The 21018-nt window shown below is 55.9% G+C and carries 19 protein-coding genes; 16 read left to right on the top strand and 3 right to left on the bottom strand.

The window, feature by feature from the left end; genetic code table 11:
• Window positions 1-299 precede the first annotated feature (299 nt).
• The gene (ruvB, locus tag HG15A2_RS18090; protein ID WP_145062003.1) at window positions 300-1376 is read left to right on the top strand and encodes a Holliday junction branch migration DNA helicase RuvB; all 1077 of its coding nucleotides are present in this window, start codon (window positions 300-302) and stop codon (window positions 1374-1376) included.
• A 166-nt stretch (window positions 1377-1542) separates the two neighbouring features.
• Here ruvB and HG15A2_RS18085 read toward each other — a convergent pair whose 3' ends face one another.
• Complete coding sequence (locus tag HG15A2_RS18085) at window positions 1543-2457, bottom strand: DUF1559 domain-containing protein (protein WP_145064141.1); 915 nt, start codon at window positions 2455-2457, stop codon at window positions 1543-1545.
• 484 nt (window positions 2458-2941) lie between these two features.
• On the opposite strand from HG15A2_RS18085, the gene rpmF reads away from it, so the two are divergent.
• The 13 genes from rpmF (at window position 2942) to HG15A2_RS18020 (ending at window position 17939) form a co-directional block, all read left to right on the top strand.
• Window positions 2942-3121, top strand: coding sequence for a 50S ribosomal protein L32 (gene rpmF / locus HG15A2_RS18080; protein ID WP_145062002.1), 180 nt, complete (start codon window positions 2942-2944; stop codon window positions 3119-3121).
• A 151-nt stretch (window positions 3122-3272) separates the two neighbouring features.
• On the top strand, window positions 3273-4184 hold the full coding sequence (gene fabD, locus HG15A2_RS18075) for an ACP S-malonyltransferase (protein ID WP_145062000.1): 912 nt from the start codon (window positions 3273-3275) through the stop codon (window positions 4182-4184).
• 33 nt (window positions 4185-4217) lie between these two features.
• Window positions 4218-4994, top strand: a complete 777-nt coding sequence (gene fabG, locus HG15A2_RS18070) for a 3-oxoacyl-[acyl-carrier-protein] reductase (protein ID WP_246117780.1) — start codon at window positions 4218-4220, stop codon at window positions 4992-4994.
• A gap of 472 nt (window positions 4995-5466) precedes the next feature.
• Window positions 5467-5709: an acyl carrier protein gene (locus HG15A2_RS18065; RefSeq protein WP_145061998.1), complete on the top strand. Its 243-nt coding sequence runs from the start codon at window positions 5467-5469 to the stop codon at window positions 5707-5709.
• A gap of 169 nt (window positions 5710-5878) precedes the next feature.
• The gene (fabF, locus tag HG15A2_RS18060; protein WP_145061996.1) at window positions 5879-7123 is read left to right on the top strand and encodes a beta-ketoacyl-ACP synthase II; all 1245 of its coding nucleotides are present in this window, start codon (window positions 5879-5881) and stop codon (window positions 7121-7123) included.
• 101 nt (window positions 7124-7224) lie between these two features.
• Window positions 7225-7443, top strand: a complete 219-nt coding sequence (locus HG15A2_RS18055) for a hypothetical protein (protein WP_145061994.1) — start codon at window positions 7225-7227, stop codon at window positions 7441-7443.
• A gap of 317 nt (window positions 7444-7760) precedes the next feature.
• Window positions 7761-9029 (top strand): hypothetical protein, encoded by a 1269-nt coding sequence (locus tag HG15A2_RS18050; protein WP_145061992.1) that lies wholly within the window; start codon window positions 7761-7763, stop codon window positions 9027-9029.
• Between the two features lie 236 nt (window positions 9030-9265).
• The gene (locus HG15A2_RS18045; RefSeq protein ID WP_145061990.1) at window positions 9266-10582 is read left to right on the top strand and encodes a beta-ketoacyl-[acyl-carrier-protein] synthase family protein; all 1317 of its coding nucleotides are present in this window, start codon (window positions 9266-9268) and stop codon (window positions 10580-10582) included.
• 320 nt (window positions 10583-10902) lie between these two features.
• Window positions 10903-12414 (top strand): transcription termination factor NusA, encoded by a 1512-nt coding sequence (gene nusA / locus HG15A2_RS18040; RefSeq protein WP_145061988.1) that lies wholly within the window; start codon window positions 10903-10905, stop codon window positions 12412-12414.
• A 209-nt stretch (window positions 12415-12623) separates the two neighbouring features.
• Complete coding sequence (gene infB, locus HG15A2_RS18035) at window positions 12624-15401, top strand: translation initiation factor IF-2 (protein ID WP_145061986.1); 2778 nt, start codon at window positions 12624-12626, stop codon at window positions 15399-15401.
• Window positions 15402-15483: 82 nt separating this feature from the next.
• The gene (gene rbfA / locus HG15A2_RS18030) at window positions 15484-15909 is read left to right on the top strand and encodes a 30S ribosome-binding factor RbfA (RefSeq protein WP_145061984.1); all 426 of its coding nucleotides are present in this window, start codon (window positions 15484-15486) and stop codon (window positions 15907-15909) included.
• Between the two features lie 80 nt (window positions 15910-15989).
• Window positions 15990-16994 (top strand): hypothetical protein, encoded by a 1005-nt coding sequence (locus HG15A2_RS18025; RefSeq protein WP_145061982.1) that lies wholly within the window; start codon window positions 15990-15992, stop codon window positions 16992-16994.
• 198 nt (window positions 16995-17192) lie between these two features.
• Window positions 17193-17939, top strand: a complete 747-nt coding sequence (locus HG15A2_RS18020) for a YebC/PmpR family DNA-binding transcriptional regulator (RefSeq protein ID WP_145061980.1) — start codon at window positions 17193-17195, stop codon at window positions 17937-17939.
• 22 nt (window positions 17940-17961) lie between these two features.
• Here HG15A2_RS18020 and HG15A2_RS25275 read toward each other — a convergent pair whose 3' ends face one another.
• Window positions 17962-18081 carry a tyrosine-type recombinase/integrase gene (locus HG15A2_RS25275; protein WP_449187098.1) on the bottom strand — a complete coding sequence of 40 codons (120 nt, stop codon included), beginning with the start codon at window positions 18079-18081 and terminating at the stop codon, window positions 17962-17964.
• A gap of 17 nt (window positions 18082-18098) precedes the next feature.
• On the bottom strand, window positions 18099-18968 hold the full coding sequence (locus HG15A2_RS18015) for an integron integrase (protein ID WP_449185917.1): 870 nt from the start codon (window positions 18966-18968) through the stop codon (window positions 18099-18101).
• A gap of 204 nt (window positions 18969-19172) precedes the next feature.
• Here HG15A2_RS18015 and HG15A2_RS18010 point away from each other — a divergent pair, with 204 nt between their 5' ends.
• Entirely contained in the window at window positions 19173-19706 is a 534-nt protein-coding gene (locus HG15A2_RS18010; RefSeq protein WP_145061978.1) for a hypothetical protein, read from the top strand.
• Between the two features lie 248 nt (window positions 19707-19954).
• Window positions 19955-20494, top strand: a complete 540-nt coding sequence (locus tag HG15A2_RS18005; RefSeq protein ID WP_145061976.1) for a hypothetical protein — start codon at window positions 19955-19957, stop codon at window positions 20492-20494.
• Window positions 20495-21018: the final 524 nt, after the last annotated feature.

Below are 21018 nucleotides of genomic sequence, written 5' to 3'. Positions count from 1 at the left end.
TCAGTGGCTGCCAGGCTTGTGCTGCATGCCCGCAACGACGAAGTTTTCTGAAGAATCTGGGGTCTGGCAGCGAGAAGCACTCACTCCCTCAAGATTCCAGGGCAACAAGTTGTCCATGCCACCCTTTTCGCCGGATACGAATCACGCTTTCATGACCTGCGACCGATTTGATATAGTGGGGGAGTAGCGTACAGGTGTTCACGAGTGCCGGTGGATCGACATTCGGGGACGCTATTCGCGATTCCATTGGAGGCGGGATGCCCCGGCTTGCTTAATTAGTCCTTAGCTCAATTCAACTCATGACTCGCGAAACGATACTATCTGGGGACGACGACCAGCTTCCGCCTGACCGGCCGGGCGTGAGCGGGTTTGGTGGCGATGGGGATGAAGACTTAACCACTAAAGAAGAGGATACCGCCCTGCGGCCAAAGCGGCTGGAGGACATGATTGGGCAGCGGGAGGTCTACGAGCGGATTATGATTGCCGTCAAGGCGGCTCAAATTCGCAAGGAACCACTGGGGCACATTTTACTCGACGGGCCGCCCGGCCTTGGGAAAACGACTTTCGCCATGTGCATTCCCAGGGCGTTGGACGTACCGTTGCAAATCGCCAGCGGTGCGGCACTGGCCGCGCCTAAGGACCTACTGCCGTATTTGACAAACGCCTCGGAAGGCTCCGTGCTGTTCATCGACGAGATTCATCGACTGCCCAAGGCGGTCGAAGAGTTCATGTATCCGGCAATGGAAGATTTTCGGATCGATATTACGCTTGGCGAGGGGGTGAATGCTCGCACACTAAACATGCCCTTGCCACCGTTTACGATCATCGGCGCTACGACGCGTACCGGGTTGCTGTCGGCACCGCTGAGAGATCGTTTTCAGGTGCGAGAGCATTTGGAATTTTACAACCAGGAAGAGTTGTGCGAGATCGTCACACGGAATGCCCAAAAGCTGAAAGTGGAGATTGATGACGACGCGGCACAAAAAATCGCTGTGTGTAGTCGTGGCACGCCGCGGATTGCCAATAACCGCCTACGTTGGGTTCGCGATTACGCCACGACAAAGGCCGATGGCGAAGCCACTTTTGCCGTGGCCAAAGCGGCGCTCGACATGTTGGGCGTCGATCCGTTGGGGCTCGACGGACAAGATCGCAAGTACCTGGAAACCATTCTGCGCGTATTCAACGGTGGCCCTGTCGGCGTGGAAGCGATCGCCCATACGCTGAACATGGCACCCGATACGCTGACCGACGAGGTCGAGCCGTTTCTCCTGAGGGCAGAGCTCGTGGTGCGAAGTCCACGAGGAAGGAAGCTCACCACGGCCGGTTACGCGCATTTGGGTGAGACCCCTCCGGAAGAGCTCGGGGCCTCTGCGTAGGGACCGCTGTGCGGACCATTAGTTGGATGTTAGTGAGCGGCAAGCGCGAAATAGCTCTGATGGCTAAGACCTATCAATTCGGTTGCAGCGGTCGTGGAGAGCTCTTGTGGATCCTGGTTGGGGATTCATTCTGTATTGGCGGTTCGCACAGCGGACGCTACGTGAGCTAAGTTGCATCTCCAACCACTTGTCCGTCGCCGAAGGCGGCTAGGCGTTTGAGGGTTTCGATATCGGCATCGACAGGAATCGCGTTGACGTGGCCATCGAGGTAGACGAACTGCACGATGCCGGGGTGTTCGCTGCCGAATTTCTCGTTGGAGTTTTCATTTGCACTGGCTGCAAGGCCGTCTTTGACGCCTGCCAACACGGCATGAGGATTATCTGCCGCAAAGAAGGCGGTGTCGCCTGCGTCGTGGTGTTCCAGGCCCTCTTGAGAATCGAGATTCCTAGGGACATGCCGATCTCCCAAGGCGAAGGTATGGGAGAGTCCGTCGGTGATGTAGCGGTTTTTGATGTGTGACCCGGTGTAGATCGGCCCGGCGACAACGCTTGGCTCAACGTTCGTGAGTACGCCGTTCATTCCAAATCTCACATCCCACCCTGCGTTGGCTGCGAAGTCACCACCGGCGGCAACACCGCGCACGACCGATGGACTGTCGTTGTTGTCGAAGTCGCGATCAGCCGCCGGAGTGCGTCGACTTGGGCAGTAGAACATGTCGATGGGAGTGCGCATCGAGACGGCATTCTCGTCTGAATCAACACGCTCGTTGGGTTGGAACGCGTCGAAAAGTCCCTGTTGTTCGATAAATGGAAGCAGGAAAAATGCCCAGGAGGTACCGTACTGTGTCGTGCTATTGCGACCTTTGGGATAATGCTGCTTCGTATCGTGGTGCATCTGCAGGGCGAGCCCTTGCTGCTTCAAGTTGTTCTGGCACGAGTTACGCCGGGCTGCCTCACGAGCAGCTTGCACGGCAGGGAGGAGCAGGCCGACTAAGACGCCGATGATGGCGATGACGACCAAGAGTTCTACGAGGGTAAAACCGCGGCGGCGGGAATCCGTGTGGCGCAGGGGGGCACGCATGGTGGGAGACTCCGTGGCAAACTTAGGGAGGGAAAATGGGGTGGGGTGGCTCTTGGAAAGCAAAGCTTCCCGGGGGCCCCAATCATAGCCATATCTAGGAACTCACGTCAAATTCACTTTTTAACGCACCGGGCAGTCGCAAAGCAGTCGCATAAAAGCAGAACAGCGTCATTTTTCCTCCAGGAAAAGACAGCCATCGGCAACCTATCACCTTCTGCAGGCAGGGGTTAAGTCTTTGATGACACTGGATGTGCGATCAAGCTTGGGTATGCTAGGTGCCGACCTTGATCGCCTCGCGGGCAGTAACTGCTCGAATACCGACCCCAATTTCTGCCGCCAAATGCCTCTGGTTGGCGATTAACGGATGTGTTCACAATGCAACGGCACTCTATGGCCCGCTCCCCCTTTCGTCGCGGGGAATTCCACGGTATCCTGTGCGATTCGACCAAGCTCATTTGACCCCAGTTATTGAAGAGGCCCGGCTATGGCCGTCCCTAAGCGTAAGCATTCCAATTCACGTAGCGGCAAGCGTCGTTCGCATAATGCCCTCAAGGCAAAGCAACTGCAGCCCTGTCCTCGCTGTGGCACGGCCACCCCAACGCACGTTGTGTGTGGCACTTGCGGCCATTACATGGGTCGCGCCATGGTGGAATCGGTCGAGTAGTTCTGGCTGAGCAATGCATGCTCAGTTACGCAGCGCTGTAACTTTCTAACGGACCGCGGGTATTACAAGCCCATTCCAGGGGTGCGTTGGCCCTCGGTCCACTACGTTCCATTTAGTTCGTGGCCTTCTCTTTCGTTCGGGAACCTTCTCTATGGCCAAAGCGGCTCTTCTATTTCCCGGCCAAGGCGCTCAAACAGTTGGCATGGGCGGGAAACTCGCAGAGAGTTTGCCTGCTGCTCGTCAATTGTTCGAGCAAGCGGCGGAAATTCTCGGATATGATCTGCTGACGCTCTGCAAAGAGGGCCCGGCTGAAGAGCTAGATTCCACAGTCCACAGCCAGCCAGCCCTGTTCGTTTGCAGCTTAGCTGCTCTGGAGCAGTTGAAGGTTGATGCCGCAGAAACGGTTTCCTCTGCCGTTGCCACTGCCGGTTTGAGCTTAGGCGAATACACAGCACTGGTGTTTGCTGGCTCGATCGATTTTGCCTCAGGCTTGAAGCTCGTCCAGCAACGCGGCCAAGCGATGCAGGACGCAGCCGATGAAGTCTCCAGTGGCATGGTAAGCATCCTGGGCATGGAACGCCAACAGGTCGCCGATCTGTGCGACCAAGCACGCCAGGACGATGTACTGCAGATCGCGAATCTGCTTTGCCCGGGTAACATTGTCGTTTCTGGGAGTACCCCGGCTTGCGAGCGTGTCGCGTCTCTGGCCGATGAAGCCGGAGCCATGAAAGTCATTCCGCTGGCCGTCGCGGGAGCGTTTCATACACCGATTATGCAGCCGGCCGTCGAGCGGCTGAGTCAAGCATTGCAGGAGGTCGATATCAAGCCTCCCGCGGTACCGGTAATTTCTAACGTCGATGCCAAATCGCATGACGACCCTGAAGAAATCCGCGAATTGCTCATTCGCCAAGTCGTGAGTCCGGTACGCTGGGAAGATTCTATAAGGCTATTGATTGACGATTACGGAATCGAGCAGTTTTACGAAGTCGGGCCAGGTCGGGTGCTGCGGGGGTTGCTCAAACGTATAGCTCGGAAGACACCGTGCGAGAGCGTGCCCGCATAAACAAATATTGCAATCTAGTTAGTAGGGAAAACGATGCCAGACTCTATCGAAGCACGAATCAAAGTCGATCTCGCGGGACAGACCGCATTAGTAACGGGCGCGTCGCGTGGGATTGGCAAATCGATTGCCTTGTCGCTCGCGGCTGCGGGAGCGAAAGTCGCTTGCCTTGCGCGGAATGAAGAAAAGCTGAAAGAAACTGTCGACGAGATCATCGCGGCTGGTGGCTCGGCTGAGAGTTTTCCTTGCGATGTGACGAACTCCGAAGCGGTGCAGAAAATCGTCGACACGATCCACGCCGACTGGGAACGTCTAGATATCGTGGTCAACAACGCGGGCATCACGCGAGACACACTAATTCCTCGTATGAGCGACGAGGATTGGGACGAAGTGATCACCACGAACCTGCGTTCGGTGTTCTTGCTAACGCGGGCGGCCACAGGCGTCATGATGCGCCAGAAGACGGGTCGGATCATCAACATTTCGAGCGTATCGGGCATCATGGGCAATCCAGGGCAGTCGAATTACTCGGCCTCTAAGGCCGGCATTATTGGCTTCACGCAGACGGTTGCACGTGAACTGGCCAGCAAGAAACGAAAAATCACGGTCAACTCTATTTGCCCAGGATTCATAGCCACCGAAATGACCGATGCGCTCGGTTCCGCCTTGGATGAAGAGGTCAAGAAACGCATCCCGGCCCAACGTTTGGGGCAAGCCGAAGAGATCGCCGATGCCGTTCTTTATCTTGCTAGCGGCTCTGCGAGCTACATTACGGGCCAAGTGCTGACGATCGACGGGGGGCTGACTGCTTAATTCAGGGGGGGCAGTGACGAGCGGGAATTAGCCTGCGAGTCAACTGTTCGTCGGAGGTTTGCTCACGCAGCCTCGAATCCCGTAATCGGAGAGCCAATTTCAGACATCGCGGGTATATTTTCCTACTGCCAGGGCACCTGCGAGCCGTTGGCCCGCGGCTAGGGACTTATGATCAGCCGACCTAGACAGCCCCTAAATGAGACGGTATATCTTGACCTCCTTCGCATAGACGTTCTATTTTGAATGGCTTACACAGAAGGCGGACTTTAGGCGGTGTGCAAGCGAGCAAGTTTCTCGACAATGGTGCCACAGCCCTAATTGTGCAGAGCTGAGTAAATGAGAAAACTAAGCTAGCGTCAGTGCCGGCTTAGCGGAAAGTCAGCATTGCGAAGTGAATGACTCATCATCTGGGTGGCTCGCTTCGCATTTTACAAAACGACAGACACTTACAGGTTGAAGGAGGAACCACACAGTGGCCTCAATATTAGAACGCGTAACAGACATTGTCTCAGAGCAACTTGGCGTCGATAAAGACAAGATCACGCCCGAGACTTCCTTTGTGAACGATCTTGGCGCCGACTCGCTCGACACGGTTGAGTTGGTTATGGAACTCGAAGAAGAGTTCGACGTGAACATCCCAGACGATGCAGCCGAGAAGATTCAAACGGTTGGTCAGGCGGTCGATTTCATCGAGAAAAACGGCAGCTCTTCGTAGCGCCTTGCCGCTTAGCCGTGGCTGTATCGATGGCAGACTTCCCTTGCCAGCTTGCCTCATCGTGTAGGTACCTAAGAGTGTACTGGCGTGATTTCCGAGCGCTGCGCAGTTGGTTCCTCGCCGATGTTTTCAGTGCGTCCCAAGTCTTTCTTACGAAGTTGAGTTTGCGATGAAACGCCGCGTTGTCATTACTGGTTTAGGATGTGTTACAGCGCTGGGCACAGGTGTTGAAGACGTTTGGAAACGCATTCTCGCCGGCGAGAGCGGCATTAGCGAGATCACGATGTTCGACACGAGCGCCTTCAAGGTACATTTTGGTGGCGAAGTAAAATCGGATGTTTGGACGACCGAAGGGTACATAGATCACCGCGAAACGAAGCGGGTGGATCGCTTCACGCAGTTCGGCCTGACTGCTTCAGCCGATGCCGTGAAGGACTCGGGTCTCGATTTCGAGAAGGAAGACGCCTACCGCTGTGGAGCCATCATTGGCTCGGGCATTGGCGGACTCAATGAAATCGAAGAGCAAGAACGTCGCTTGATCCTCAAAGGTCCCGATCGGGTCAGTGCCTTCACGATTCCCAAGCTCATGCTCAATGCGGCAGCCGGGCACATCTCGATTCGCTTTGGCCTTCGCGGACCCAACTATGCCGTGGCGACTGCATGTACGAGTGCAGCCAACGCCATGGGCGACGCATTCAAGTCGATTCAATACGACGATGCCGACGTCATGGTGACCGGCGGCACGGAGGCAGCACTCACGCCCATCGGCCTGAGCGGCTTCGCCAACATGAAGGCCCTATCCACACGAAACGATGCACCCGCAGCAGCCAGCCGCCCGTTTGACGCCGGTCGCGATGGCTTCGTGTTAAGCGAAGGAGCCGGGATTCTCGTGTTCGAGGAACTCGAGCACGCCAAAGCACGCGGAGCGAAAATCTACGGCGAGGTCCTCGGCTATGGGTCCAGTGCCGATGCAGGCCATATCACCCAGCCAGATGCTGAAGGCACCGGCGCAGCCCGGGCTATGAGCGCTGCGCTGAGGGATGCCCAGGTCGAGCCATCCGCGATCGACTACATCAACGCCCACGGCACGAGCACACCGTTGGGCGATAAGGCAGAAACCACCGCCGTGAAACGCGTGTTTGAAGATCATGCGAAGGTCGTGAACGTGAGCAGCACGAAGAGCCAGTTGGGCCATTTGCTCGGTGCCAGCGGCGGCGTGGAAATGATCTTCTCGCTGCTTGCTCTGCGAGACCAAGTTTGTCCGCCCACGATCAATCTCGACACGCCCGATCCCGCGTGCGATCTCAACTACACGCCGAACTCGCCGCAAGAGCGCGAAGTGAAGTGCGTGATGAAAAACAGTTTCGGGTTCGGCGGGCACAATGCGTCTTTGGTGGCGGGTGCGGTGCGGTAGTGATGCTGGCACCTCGAAGTAGCCGGCGAGCTACGCCTCGCCCGGTTTAAGGCACCTACGCCTCGCTCTCAGCAGATTCCGTTCTTTTCTAGGCATTGCTGATGAGCAACGAATGGGTCATGTTTCCGTGCGCTATGGGTGAGTATCAAGCTTTCATTAGCGTCGATGTTGGCATCGCCGATCAAATTGAATTAGCTCTCACCAATTTGGCTATCATCAGGCTCTCTTGCAAATTTCCTAACGAATACGGTATGCCCACAAGTAAGGCGGAGGAGTTTGGTGGCGAGTATGATGGCTGGGAGACGCCAGTCGTTACGTGATATCATAACGCAGTCATCCTGGGTTTACCGTTTCTCATATCGACCTCGATGGTCCGCAATCGTCGACAATGCGTTCTGCTCGGTCGATGTCTTTGTATGCTTCCGGAACCCAGGGCGTCCCTTGCTCGCCTAGGCTCGCGGCAGTTGCCCTGGGCTATGATATGTAACTCCTTCGGGGTATTTCCTGCGGCTCTCTATTCGACGGGTCTCACACTGGCTGCTAGCACGCTCCTCCCAACGATCTTGTTGGGCACCCTACCCTTTTCTACACTCCGCCTCCGGAATGGATTCCCATCGAGACCAGCGGAGAGACTCCGATGCCTATGCATAAAGCGATACTCGCTATCGCGTTGCTGTACCTGCCTTGCGAAACATTACATGCTCAACAGAGTGGCGCGACGGGTTGGCGGGCGCCAGGCTCTTCCAGCAACGCGACAGCGGCACCGCAAGTGCGCACCGCCCGCTATGATAACGGCGAGGCAGATAGTCCGAAAACACCGGGCGAAACACCCCCGGCGCAAGCTGCACCGGGCAATTCGCTCCCTGCTGGGGCAACACGCGCTCAAGTAAGTAAGGGTACCGGCGCGCTTCCCAACGACCATGGACAAGTGTGGCGTGAGTACGACATCACGCCTTACACGATGCGGGTCGATGCCACGAAACATCCCGAACAAACGATTGTTGACTGGATTCTGCGAGAGACGGGCTACGAGGCTTGGCATTCTAGTCCAGTGGGTCTGCTGAGTGCGGATCGTCAGCGTCTGAAGATTTATCACACTCCACAGATGCAGGCGACCGTCGCGGATATTGTCGACCGCTTTGTCAACAAAGCGGCTGAGCAACATGGGTTCGGCATTCGCATCATCACGATGAAGAACCCCAACTGGCGAGCTCGAGCATTGCCGCTGATGACCCCGCTGCCGGTGCAATCACCAGGTGTGCAGGGTTGGATTATGGCCCGTGAAGATGCGGCACTGCTGCTTTCCGAACTGCGTCGCCGCACGGATTATCGTGAACACAACCCGCCTCACCAGATGGTATTCAACGGACAGTCGCAGGTGGTCAGTTCGATTAAGCCGCTCAGCTACACCAAGGGCATTATTCCGACGGCCAATGTATGGCCCGGTTATCAGCCTGAGTTGGCCACGATTGACGAGGGATTTAACTTTGAATTCAGCCCACTACTTTCGATGGACACGGCCACGACTGACGCGGTTGTGAAACTAAAACTCACCCAAGTCGAAAAGATGTTACCGGTGCAGTTGGAAGCCCCCTCTACGGTTGCTCCCAACCAACGCACACAGGTAGAGGTCCCTCAGATGACGATGGTTTCGCTTCACGAACGTTTCCGCTGGCCGACAAATCAGGTACTCCTGCTGAGCATGGGCGTCGTCGCGTCTCCAGGACCGGCTAAGCCGAACCTTATCATGGATACGCTTCACCTGCCGAAATCGCCCCCGCGAGCCGATGCGTTGCTGATGGTCGAAAGCCGTGGGATCGTTGCTGTGCCAGGGACTGCCGCCACCGGTGGTGGGCCTGCTGCTAGTACGGCCAGTCGCAATACGACATTTCATGGACGGTATTGAGCCGCTCGCAGTTTGGCGGCCCAGTTCTGAAATCGCCCAGCTCATAACGCCCAGTTTGACTTCTCCACTCCAATCTGGGCGGCCTGATCCGGGCGGTCACCTCTTTCATGCCGTCGGCTAAGCCTGAAGCGGAATGGCTGGCGTGGCACAATTGGCGGGGCTTACTTCCGGGAGTAGTTCGGATATGCTAGAGGGCTCGATCTTTGCCCCAAATTCCGTGACTAGTGTCCTGCATAATGAGTGCTTCCAATTCTTCGCGCCGTGTTGTGATCACTGGGATGGGGGTGGTATCGCCACTGGGTAATTCGCCTGCCGCGCTGTGGGAATCGCTCTGTGCGGGTCGTAGCGGTGTGGCACCGCTAGGGTTGTTGCCCCCGCTGGCGGGCCGAGTGGTCTATGCTGGCGAGGCGCGTGACTTCACCGGCGAAATCGGTGACTTTGGCGAACTGACCAAAGACCGCAAGAAGGTGATCCGCAAAGCTCTGAAGATGATGTGTCGCGAAACGATGATGGCGGTCTCTGCAGCTCAGCAGGCGATGGTCGATGCCGGTTTCGGCGAAGCGGTGCCCGACCCAGAACGATCCGGCGTGGTGTTCGGCAGCGACTACATGCTCAGCCCGCCGGATGACTTTCTCGATGGCATGAACAAATGTGGCGCGGACGAGGCTGATTTTAAGTTCGACCAGTGGGGGCCAACGGGTTTACCTGAGATGAACCCGCTGTGGATGCTCAAGTTTCTGCCTAACATGCCAGCCAGCCATATAGCCATTTTTAATGATTTGCGAGGGCCGAATAATTCGCTCACACTGCGGGAAGTCGCTGGGCTGATGGCCATTCGGGAGGCGACGCACACGATTGCTCGTGGGCACGCCGATCGCATGCTGGCCGGGGCGTGCGGCACGCGCGTTCATTCGTTCAAGACCATCCACGCGGTGCAGACGGAGCAGTTGGCCGATCCGACGCTCGACCCGACAACAGCGAGTAGGCCGTTTGATGCCGCTCGAACTGGTATGGTCGTTGGCGAGGGGGCAGGTGCGTTAGTATTAGAAGAGCGCGAAGCAGCCCTGGCACGCGGGGCGACAATCTATGGCGAAATCCTGGGGGCTGGCAGCTCGGTGGCGACAGATGTCGATCTCAAGGCCCGCCCCGAGGAGTCACTCGAGCATGCAGCAGCCGCTGCGTTGGACGATGCTTCTCTCGAATTTGATGCACTTGGGCACATCTCGGCTCATGGGCTAGGCACAACTAAAGCTGATGCGGCGGAAGCAAAGGCGCTAAGATCATTGGGCGGCGAAACAGGAAGCGAAGCGTCCGTTGTGGCGGCAAAGAGCTACTTCGGTAATTTGGGAGCGGCGAGTAGCGTCGTCGAGCTAGTGGCGAGCGTCATGGCACTTGGCGAGGGAAAGCTCTTTGAAACACTAAATTTCCAGTCACCGGATGAAAACTGCCCGGTGAGCATCGCCAGCGAGGGCTCGCCCGCCGGAGAGAGCTTCTTGAAGCTGAGCGTCACGCCACAGGGGCAAGCGGCGGCGCTGGTTGTGGGGCGCGGTTGAGCCCAGCTCAGTCACTTCGTCTCGGCTAGGCGGCAAGCCAGGCTTGCCGCTTAGCCGAGACCCACATTGCCCTGCCCATTGACACGTCGGCAAACCCATCGTAGAGTAGCCAGACTATAGAGTGCTTTAAGTCGTTGACCTCTAAGGCCTTTCGACGTTTCGCGGCTCCTTTGGGGTAGCGAGTGCGGGGGGAGGTCTTGCGGTGTTTCACGGCATTAAGGCTCTCTGGATGTACAACCTGAAAAACCTGACTCACAATCTGACAACTTGACTGTGCCGCACGCGGCGGGCGAATACGCCGCGAAAGGATCTTTCTCAATATGAACCCCTCTGAAGTGCTCCGCATCGTCGATGCTATCCATCGCGACAAGAACATCGAAAAGGAAATTGTTTTCGAGGGGATCGAAGCTGCGCTAGTCTCAGCAGCAAAGAAGCACTACGGCGAAGAGGAAGAGATCGAGGTTAGTATCGATCGTGATAGCGGCGAGATTGCTGCCACTCACAACGGCGAAGTGCTAGATTCTGAAGAGACCGTCGGTCGCATTGGTGCTCAGACCGCCAAGCAAGTGATGATTCAGAAGATTCGCGAAGCGGAACGCGATGCCCTGTACGACGAGTACAGCGACCTAATTGGCGAAATTGTGAGCGGGCTGATTCATCGTTACGACGGTGGCGCTGCGACCGTAACGCTGACTAACGTGGAAGCAATTCTCCCTCGCAGCGAGCAAATTCCCGGTGAGACGCATCACGTGAACGAACGTGTTCGCGCCACAGTTTTTGAAGTTCGCAAGGCAGGTAGTCGTGTAAAGGTGATTCTCAGTCGCACGCGTCCCCAGTTGGTTCAGCGACTTTTTGAACAAGAAATCCCTGAGATCATAGACGGCGTCATTGAAGTACGAGCCATGTCGCGTGAGCCCGGTTATCGCTCTAAGGTAGCTGTGAGCAGCAGCGATGCGCGGGTTGATTGCGTAGGTGCTTGCGTTGGTGTGCGTGGCAATCGCATCAAGAACATTGTTGATGAACTAGCGGGGGAACGCATCGATATCGTCCGCTGGGACGATAATCTGGAAATACTCATTCCCAACGCCTTACAGCCGGCCGAAGTTGAGCAGGTGATCCTGTGTAAAATGCTCGGTCGGGCGATTGTGTTGGTGCGGGAAGATCAGCTTTCGCTGGCCATTGGCCGCCGCGGTCAGAATGTTCGCCTCGCTAGTAAACTCTCTGGCTGGGATATCGAGATCATGACCCAGGACGAGTTGGCCGAGTCCATTGATCGTGCTGTGGGTGGGTTTAGTGCTTTGGATGGGTTAGAGGTGGAAGTGGCCGAGCGATTGGTCGAGGAAGGCTTCCTTAGCTACGACGACCTGTCGATAATAGAGCCCGATGCCCTCATGGAAATGGGCGGCCTCACCGAGGAGCAAGTTGATAAGATAGTCGAACAAGCGGAATCGCTAGCCGAAGAGGCCGAGGCCGCTGCCCAAGAAGCACGCAAACGCAAACGTGAGGAAGATCGTCTCGCAAAGATCGAAGAACAGCACGCTGAAGCGGAAGCTGCCCTAGCTGCTGAGAAAGCAGAAGCCGAAGGTATTGAAGCTGACGGAGCAGAAGCTGGAACCGAGCCACCCGCTGAGGGAGAAGCTAGCGCCAGCGAGTCCGGCGCCGGCGAGACTGACACCAATGAGACCGACGACGGAGCGGAAGTTGCAACCGAAACAGTAGAGCCAGCAACTGAAGGAGATTCGTCCTCTGAACCTGAGTCGCCTGCTAAGGATGGGCCCGCCGCTGAACCGACGGCAGACTCCGACGACGAGAACAAGGAGGAATCGGTTTAGTGCCGTCAACGCTTACCAATGCTGGGCTCGCCGTCGCTGGTAAGTCCAGACTCGGCAAGCGCAGCCTGCGGCACCCAGCGATTGTCGTAGCACGGCAGCAAATGATTGTTGGAGGACGCAAGTCTATGTTTTTTTAACACACCATTAGATGCTCGATCGTTCGGTTGGTCCTCAAGAGACCAGTCGATTGCGAGCACGGAGAGAGTAATTTGGCGGTCCGCATTTATTCACTGGCCAAGGAACTGAAAGTAGACAGCAAAGAGCTGGTCGATATCTGCACGCAGATCGGCATCAGTGGTAAAGGCTCTGCGCTGGCCAGTTTGGACGACGGGGAAGTCACCAAAATCCGCGAGCATCTTTCTGGCGGCGGTGCGAAGCCCTCGGCCGGGCCGGGCAAGAAGTCATCTGCACCGATTGCCCCGCAGCGACCCACGAAGAAAGAGGTCGACCGCGTTAAGGTCATCAGCACGCCCAAGCCGATAGACCCGGTGATCGCTGCTCGTCAGGCAGCCCTCGAGCAAGCTGCCAAGGAAAAGGCCGAGCAAGAAGCAGCGGCAGCGGCAGCGGCAGAAGCTGCCGAGGCGAGCAGAGCAAGTGAGGATAGCGCATCAGGTAAAGATAGCGGAGCTGGTGGAGATGGCGAGCCAGCCGAAAGTGATTCAGCAACCGCAGCGACGCCGGCCGAGCCTCCGCAAGACGAAGGCCCCCGTCGGCCTGGCCCGTTGGCTCGCGTCATGCAGCGAGGTGACTACGTTCCTCCTGGCGGCACTACTGCCGGCGGCAAGCCACCGGTACTTGGTGGAGGGGGTGCACGCAAAGCCGGTAAGGGTTCCGGTGGTCGTGCTCGCCCGGCAATTAAGCTCGCGCCGATGCCAACGAATGAACCTCCCAAGCCCGCTCCGCGTGGCAAGAAAGAACCGGCCGCCCAAAAACCGGACATGAAATTGCCCGCCGATGCACTCAAGGCGAGCAAAGCTGGGGCCACCCCGCTGAAAGCACATCTCCGCAAAGCGGAGGACGCGCTGCAGAGTGAAAAGGAAAAAGGAGCCAAAGGACGGGGCAAGAAGGGCGATACTCCAATGCTGGGCGGGCGTGAGCAACGCCAGCTCAGTCGCAGTCGTACCGGACGGCGTAGCGGTGGCATGTCTCGCCCGCCACGTCGCAGCCGACGTCGTCGTTCAGGTATCAATACCGCGGCACCACGTAAGGGCAAGGTCACCGTTCAGCTGCCTTGCACAGTCCGCGAACTTTCCGAAGCTGCGGGTGTTGCTGCTACGGATATCTTGCGTTTGCTCATGGAAGAAGGAGTCATGACCACTATCGCGGCGGTCATGGATCCTGATCTCACAGAACTAGTAGCTGCTGAACTGGGGCTCGAGGTTGAATTCCGTGACGAATTAACCGTCGAAGATGAGTACCTGGCGGAGATTCGTGATCGAGAGGACGCGGAGGAAGACCTGCAGCCTCGCGCACCGATTATCACCTTCCTTGGTCACGTGGATCACGGTAAGACGTCGCTCATCGACAAGATTATCGATACCGATGTTGTCAGCGGCGAGAGTGGCGGCATTACGCAACACATTCGTGCGTACACGATTTTCAAGAACGATCAGCAAATTTCGTTTGTCGATACACCGGGCCACGAAGCCTTCACCGAAATGCGTGCTCGCGGTGCAAACGTGACGGACATTGCTGTGCTCGTGGTGGCTGCCGATGACGGCATCATGCCCCAGACAGAGGAAGCCATCAGTCATGCTCGTGCAGCTGAAGTGCCCATCATTGTCGCCCTCAACAAGTGCGACCTGCCGGGTGTCGATGCCAATCAGGCAATGCAAGGGCTGACCGCCCAGGAGTTGGTGCCCAGTGAATGGGGCGGCGATGTGGAAGTCGTTAAGACCAGTGCAATCACCGGCGAAGGCATCGATGAATTGCTCGATACCATTCTGACCGTTGCCGAGTTGCACGAGTTCACAGCCAACCCCGACCGTCCTGCCCTTGGTACTTGCATCGAAGCACAGCAAGAATCCGACCGCGGTGTGGTTTCCAAAGTCATGGTACAGAACGGCACCTTGCGCGTGGGCGACGTGATTGTTTCTGGCCAAGCCTACGGCAAGGTGAAGGCGATGTACGATACGCTCATTCCCACCGCTCGCCTCGAAGAAGCGGGCCCGAGTGTGCCTGTGAATATCACCGGTTTCGACGTGGCTCCGGGCGCTGGCGAAGCTTTCTACGTATTGGACGACATTGCCAAGGCTCGCACGATAGCTGAAGATCGTGCACACGAAGCCCGCAACTCGAACTTGGATGTAGACGTTCAGCATGTAACATTGGAGAACCTGTTTGATCGGCTTGATGGTGCCGAAGAGGTGCAAACGCTCAACATTATCTTACGAGCGGATGTGCGTGGTTCGATCGAAGCGATTCAAAAAGAACTTGGGAAACTAGATCACCCAGAAGTGAAGATCAAGCTGCTGCAAAAATCGGTAGGCGGCATCACCGAAGCAGATGTAACCCTCGCCGATGCGTCCGATGCGATCATAATTGGCTTCAACGTGGTGCCCGATGAGAAAGCACGCATCATGGCCGACAAACGAGGCGTGCAAGTACGGCGTTACGAGGTCATTTATAAGATCACCGAAGATCTCAAAGCGGCCATTGAAGGCCTGCTAAAGCCGGAAGAACGGGAGATCGACCTGGGTCGCGCCCTGGTTCAGCAGATTTTCAAGATCAGTCGCAGTGGAACCATTGCCGGCTGCCGGGTTCTCTCAGGCGTAGTCGAGCGGAACGCCCGTGCTCGTGTCATTCGTGACAATACGATCATCGGCGATTATCCGATTGATACTCTCAGACGCGAGAAGGACGACGCGAAAGAAGTACGTGAAGGACTCGAATGCGGCATTAAGCTCTCGGGCTTTAACGACGTGAAAGAGGGCGACCTGTTCGACGTATATCGCGTCGAAGAAGTTGGCCGTAGCTTCGAAGACTGATCGTCAACCCGAATAACTTTCGCTGCCAGGCTGCTGAAGCTGCCTGGCCAGACTTCAATTATCCTTTGATCTTCGTTTGGTTATGTCCTCTCGCCGCGTACTGAAAGCCGCTCAAGCAATCCGCGAAGTCGTCGGCATGGCGATTCTCGCGGACCTAAAAGACCCGCGCATCGAGAACGCGACAATCACCAAAGTCGAAGTCGCGCCCGATATGCGACAGGCTAAGGTGAGCGTCTCGGTCATGGGAGATGATGCCAAACAACGTCTGTGCGTGAGTGGCCTGCAGAGCGCAGCCGGGTACTTGCAGAGCAAAATTGCCAAACGCATCGACACACGATACACGCCACGATTGAAGTTTGAATTGGATATGGGCGTGAAGAAATCGATCGAGTTAGCAAAGGTACTAGACGAAGTGCTTCCACCTGAAGATCTCCCGCCTACCGAGTCACTGGACGCAAGGGCAGAAGATACCGAGCTAGAAGAACTGACGGACCAGGAAGAAGAATAGAGTTTTTCATCAGCGGCTGGGTGCCAGTCGCCGACCCTACCATCCATAAAATTTTCCACTTCCTACCAAGAATCGACACCATGGCATCTACGAATCGAGCAGCCCTGATCGCCAAAGTATTGAAGGTTGCCAAAAAACACTACAAACTCGTGGTTCTGACGAAGGACCGCTCGTTGCTAGACCATTTGGTCTTTGCCTGTTGTGCGGAGAATAGCACCTACGATGTGGCGGAAGAGGTCTTTCAGTCGCTCAGCAACGACTATTTCGATTGGAACGAAGTGCGCGTGAGTACGCTCCTGGAACTAGCGGAAGTGATGAAGCCGCTGAACGATCCAGTAGAATCTGCAACGCGTCTGAAACGTGTGTTGCAGAGCGTTTTTGAAACTCATTACTCGTTTGACTTAGAGCCAATGAAGAAGCAAAACATTGGCCAGTCCGTAAAAACTATCACGAGGTACAACGGCAGCACGCCCTACATCGTTTCGTTTGCCGTCCAACAGGGCCTCGCCGGGCATTCGATTCCGATTAATTCGGGTTTGCTGGAGTCCTTGCGTGTGGTGGGCGTAATCTCCGACGCCGAGGCGAAGAAATATACCGTTCCAGGCTTGGAACGCGCCGTGCCCAAGAATAAGGGAGAAGAAGTTGGCACGATCCTGCACCAGTTGGGCGTGGAACTGAACCGTAGCCCTTACGGCCAGACGATTCGTAAGATCTTGCTGGAGATCGACCCTGGATGCAAAGACCGCCTTCCCAAACGTGCTCCCAAGAAAGCTCCCGAACCGGAGCCAGTACCCGAGAAACCCAAGGCCAAGGAGAAGAAGGCCGAGCCTGCAAAGGCGGCGCCAGCCAGCAAGAAGGCCGACACTAAAAAGGCCGACACTAAAAAGGCAGTCGCCAAGAAACCGGTTGCGGCCACCAAGAAGGCTGTAGCGAAGAATGCCGCGAAGAAAACAGTCGCCAAGAAGAAGGTGAAAAAGAAAGTCAAGAAGAAGGTCGTCAAGAAAACGACCAAGTCCCCGACGAAGAAGAAAACAAAGAAGAAAACGACTACGAAAAAGAAAGTCAAAAAGAAGAAAAAGCGATAGAAGCCCACTCGCGATTTGCGTAACCACAGAAGCCGCTAACAGTAATAAAGCACTATTGCTGAGTCAGGCGGCACAGGTCGAATTTCGCGAATATGCTTTGTGTCTTTTGCGGCCTTGATAGTCGATCTGAACTCTCAGGCCGATCATGGAATTCGTTTAAACATCATCCTTCTCACATCGAACATCTGACATCCGAAAATGGCAGGACATTCTCACTGGGCCGGTATTAAGCACAAGAAGGCGGCCATCGACAACAAGCGGGGCAAGGTCTGGAGCAAACTTTCCAAGGCCATCATCATTGCTGCTCGCGACGGGGGTGGCGACCTGTCGATGAACCTGCGCCTGCGGTATGCCATCAACGACGCTAAAGCCGTCAGCATGCCGAAGGACAACATCGAACGGGCTGTCAAAAAGGGCACCGGCGAGCTCGAGGGTGGCAACCTGGAGGAAGTGCTGTACGAAGGCTACGGCCCGGCAGGCGTGGCCGTGCTGTGTGAGATTCTCACCGACAACCGCAATCGCACGGCACCAGAAGTACGCAAGATTTTCGAGATCGCCGGCGGCAAACTCGGCGCTACAGGCTGCGTCGCTTGGATGTTCGATCGCAAGGGATTGGCGATTGTCCCGAAAGCACAGATCGGCGAAGAAGCGCTCATGGAATTGGCCCTTGAAGCAGGGGCTGACGATGTTCGTAGCGAAGGCGACAACTTTGAAGTTTACTGTGAACCAGAATCTTTGACCGACCTCCAAGAAGCTCTGGAGAAGGCGGAGATTGAAACTGAATCTACTGAGATCGCCCGCGTGCCTCAAGACACCGTCGAAGTTTCAGCAGGCGACGCTCCCAAGGTACTCAAAATGATGGAAGCGCTCGACGATCACGACGATGTGCAAAACGTGTCGGCGAATTTCGATATTCCGGATGAGGTGATGGCTGGGTTGGAGTGAGGGGGGCTGGGTGGCACCCGCGCTAGTCCTTTAGCGTATCTAACGGGCTGAGTACGCCGCAAGCGCCGCGCTGCAACACATGTGTGTAGATCCTGGTTGTGGAAACATCTTTGTGGCCTAGTAGTTCTTGTACAGTACGGATGTCGGCACCCCCCGTGATCAGGAAACACTGGCCAGCAGGTGTGTCGCGAAAGAGTGACGTAGTGTGTGGCAGGTTGCCCGTTTGGGGATTCCCGCTGAACGAACCGCCCGTTGGAACGACTTTTGCAGTGCGTTTTCGTGCAGGTGATGACGTCCGGAACGGCCCGTGCGTGGGCAACGCGACAACCGGTCGGAAGCGAAGACGAACTGCCATGCTAAATCATACGCCGCACTCGGCGATTTGCGCTCAAAGGCGTGGGGCAAGTCAGCTCGCCCCTCCCCGCCCTCGAGATCGCGACGGTGCAGTTTTTCTCGCCATTGAACTTGCTGCTGCACACGCTCACGTACCGTTCGAGGCAATGGCACGGCGCGGTCCCTATTGCCTTTTCCTTGCCTGACCATCACTTGATTGCGACCAAAATCAATGTCCTTGATGCGCAAACGACAACACTCCATGAGCCGCAAACCGCTGCCGTACATAAGCGAAGCCATCAGCGCGTAGGCGCCATGGGCTTCGCTTCGGTCTTGCAAGCACTCCAAAAGGCGACCGACCTCTTCGGGCGTGAGTACCGTTGGTAAATGGCGCGACCGAGCGGCCCGCACCGCATTCAAGTCGCCCAACTCTTTCTCTATCACGTGGCGATACAAGAACAGCAGAGCGCTGAGGGCCTGATTTTGAGTACTAGAAGTCACATGGCGATCGACGGCCAAATGGGAGAGAAACGCTTCGACCTCCGGAGTCCCCATTTCGGACGGATGGCGCCATCTCTTGTGGATCTTGGCATGCCAGCGGATAAAGCGCTCGATCCAGTGGACATAAGCTTGCTCGGTGCGGTAGGCATAGTGTCCTGCACGGAGCTTTTGCCGTACTTGGTTCAGTAGCTTCATTCTGACAGTATGTGTACACTTGAGCACTAACGCAAGCTGTTTCTGTCAACTCATCCGAATAACCAGCATCCAAGCCGCAAGTCGTTTGTTGGTTTGACCTTCGGGAATCTGCATTGTTATGATAGATGGGAATTATACGGATTACTTTCTGTCCATTTATAGTTAGCCGGCGTACGAGTGTATTGCCGCACACGAGGAGGCAACATGTCGAGCCATTCCGTACCGAATCTGAGACCTCTAGCTCCCGGGATCATTCTGGCGCTGCTGTCGATTGCCTTCGGCTTTCTTCTTGGCGGCGCGTTTGGAGCGGCGGAGGACTCCATCAAGGGTCACTTGCGCTCCTCAGCGGATCCCGTGTTCGAGACCGTCTATCAGAGCGATGCGAGCAAGAGGGATGCCGTCCTTTCCAAATCATGGGAATACATGAAGAGAGCGCACCTTCATGGCGGCGCGATCGGTGCGGCCGCTCTGGCGTCGATTGTTCTCCTTGGGCTCTCCGGAAGCACCGGCCTTCTTGAGAGGACCTCTGCGGCGGCGTTTGGCGCAGGCTCTCTCCTGTACTCAGGCTTCTGGCTCGTGGCGGGACTCGCTGCGCCTTCGGTCGGCAGTACGGGAGCAGCAAAAGAGGCGCTGAGCTTCCTCGCAATCCCCGGCGCAGGACTTTGCCTACTCGGTATTGGTGGTACTTTGCTCTCGGTGCTGAGACAACTGATCGCTCGCCCGATCACTTCGGGGTAGTCCAGCGGAGCGCCTCGCGCGACGCCGGCTAACAAGCCGATGAAGCGGACGTTGAATAGCTCGGTTCAAATCTCCGCTGTACCATCTGGCATCAACCTTTTTAGGCTCGGCGGAGTCGGCGGCACTATTCAACGCCGCTTATCGCCGATCCGTTATCTGCTTAAACAAAAAACCGGAGAATGCTCTTGCTCAAAGCAATCTTTCGACTGCTCACTGGGCGGGAGCGTAAACCGCCAACCCAACGCCAATTGGATTACGCCGAACTTTGCGGTGTGAACGTGACCGCAAAAATGGATCGGCAGGACCTCTCTGATGCTATAGACGCTGCGTTCAAGGCTGATCCAAAACTCAAATTCAAAATCGCTGCGAGGCGCAAGAAGAGAGAGCAGCTCGAAGATGAGATTCTCAAATCGCTCCCCCCAGATGCGAAGAAGGGATTGAAAAAATACAACACCGGCGCGGATTCGGAATACCCTTTCTATCTGACAGTTTACGATTCGGGTAGAAACACAGTCGTCGATATCCTGCAATGCGAAGGGGCACGGCTAGATCTAAATCAACGAATCGCACTGGTCGACTTTTTGGTTCCAAGGGTTCACGATGTTGTTGCCGGCTGGGACGGAAAAAAAGAGGTTCGTGAAACGGAACTGTTATGGGATGAATCCATCTGTATTCCACTTGCAGCCATACGCGAGACTCGCAAAATAAAAATCGACGAATGGCAGACGAAAAAATACACGTCGCAAATTGAACGAAAAATTGCCGAACTCAAAGGCAAACGCAGATAACAATATGATGCACCGAAGTCGCCGACGGCGCGTTTTTTGAAGCAGTGATCACTCCGGCGACTCGGTGATCATAGGCGTTAGGCCGACTATGAGAGCCACCGATTTAGATGAACTTTTGAGGTGTGAAGGATGCAACCCTTCAAACTATTCGATCTCCGCCAGCGCTCACGATGCTTGGTGTCTCGACCTTCGAGATGGCGAATGGGTAGTGTTTTATAGCGAACGCGGTATAGACTCTCCACCGATTTACGCTTCGAAGTCTGAGCGAGAGGCCTGTGATTTTTTCTTCGACAAGGTTACAGGGGAAAAGCATTGGCACATCGTCGGGTTTTTTCGACACGAAAGTGACGCTCTAGTACTTGAATCTAAGCTAACTGCTGCGGGAGTTGACCCCATACGTAACGACATCCCAGTATATCGCAAGGCGAACGACCCACGTTTCCGCGTGTTTGTGGTTGGCAAGGACATTTTTCGGTACCGCCAGTTGTTTGGTGAACCCAAGTTTGTCTCGGCCTAACCACCGG

The organism is Adhaeretor mobilis, from assembly GCF_007741515.1.
GTDB lineage: Bacteria > Planctomycetota > Planctomycetia > Pirellulales > Lacipirellulaceae > Adhaeretor > Adhaeretor mobilis.
Note: the sequence above shows the minus strand (reverse complement) of the source record. Positions and strands in the feature narration are given on the sequence as shown.

What these genes read in the sequence shown, in the direction of transcription:
- ruvB (WP_145062003.1), top strand. Translation starts at nt 300, where the DNA reads ATGACTCGCGAAACGATACTATCTGGGGACGACGACCAGCTTCCGCCT.
- rbfA (WP_145061984.1), top strand. Translation starts at nt 15,484, where the DNA reads ATGTCCTCTCGCCGCGTACTGAAAGCCGCTCAAGCAATCCGCGAAGTC.
- HG15A2_RS18045 (WP_145061990.1), top strand. Translation starts at nt 9,266, where the DNA reads ATGAGTGCTTCCAATTCTTCGCGCCGTGTTGTGATCACTGGGATGGGG.
- HG15A2_RS18085 (WP_145064141.1), bottom strand. Translation starts at nt 2,457, where the DNA reads ATGCGTGCCCCCCTGCGCCACACGGATTCCCGCCGCCGCGGTTTTACC.
- fabF (WP_145061996.1), top strand. Translation starts at nt 5,879, where the DNA reads ATGAAACGCCGCGTTGTCATTACTGGTTTAGGATGTGTTACAGCGCTG.
- HG15A2_RS18015 (WP_449185917.1), bottom strand. Translation starts at nt 18,968, where the DNA reads ATGAAGCTACTGAACCAAGTACGGCAAAAGCTCCGTGCAGGACACTAT.
- fabG (WP_246117780.1), top strand. Translation starts at nt 4,218, where the DNA reads ATGCCAGACTCTATCGAAGCACGAATCAAAGTCGATCTCGCGGGACAG.
- HG15A2_RS18050 (WP_145061992.1), top strand. Translation starts at nt 7,761, where the DNA reads ATGCCTATGCATAAAGCGATACTCGCTATCGCGTTGCTGTACCTGCCT.
- HG15A2_RS18025 (WP_145061982.1), top strand. Translation starts at nt 15,990, where the DNA reads ATGGCATCTACGAATCGAGCAGCCCTGATCGCCAAAGTATTGAAGGTT.
- fabD (WP_145062000.1), top strand. Translation starts at nt 3,273, where the DNA reads ATGGCCAAAGCGGCTCTTCTATTTCCCGGCCAAGGCGCTCAAACAGTT.
- HG15A2_RS18055 (WP_145061994.1), top strand. Translation starts at nt 7,225, where the DNA reads ATGAGCAACGAATGGGTCATGTTTCCGTGCGCTATGGGTGAGTATCAA.
- HG15A2_RS18020 (WP_145061980.1), top strand. Translation starts at nt 17,193, where the DNA reads ATGGCAGGACATTCTCACTGGGCCGGTATTAAGCACAAGAAGGCGGCC.
- rpmF (WP_145062002.1), top strand. Translation starts at nt 2,942, where the DNA reads ATGGCCGTCCCTAAGCGTAAGCATTCCAATTCACGTAGCGGCAAGCGT.
- nusA (WP_145061988.1), top strand. Translation starts at nt 10,903, where the DNA reads ATGAACCCCTCTGAAGTGCTCCGCATCGTCGATGCTATCCATCGCGAC.
- HG15A2_RS18010 (WP_145061978.1), top strand. Translation starts at nt 19,173, where the DNA reads ATGTCGAGCCATTCCGTACCGAATCTGAGACCTCTAGCTCCCGGGATC.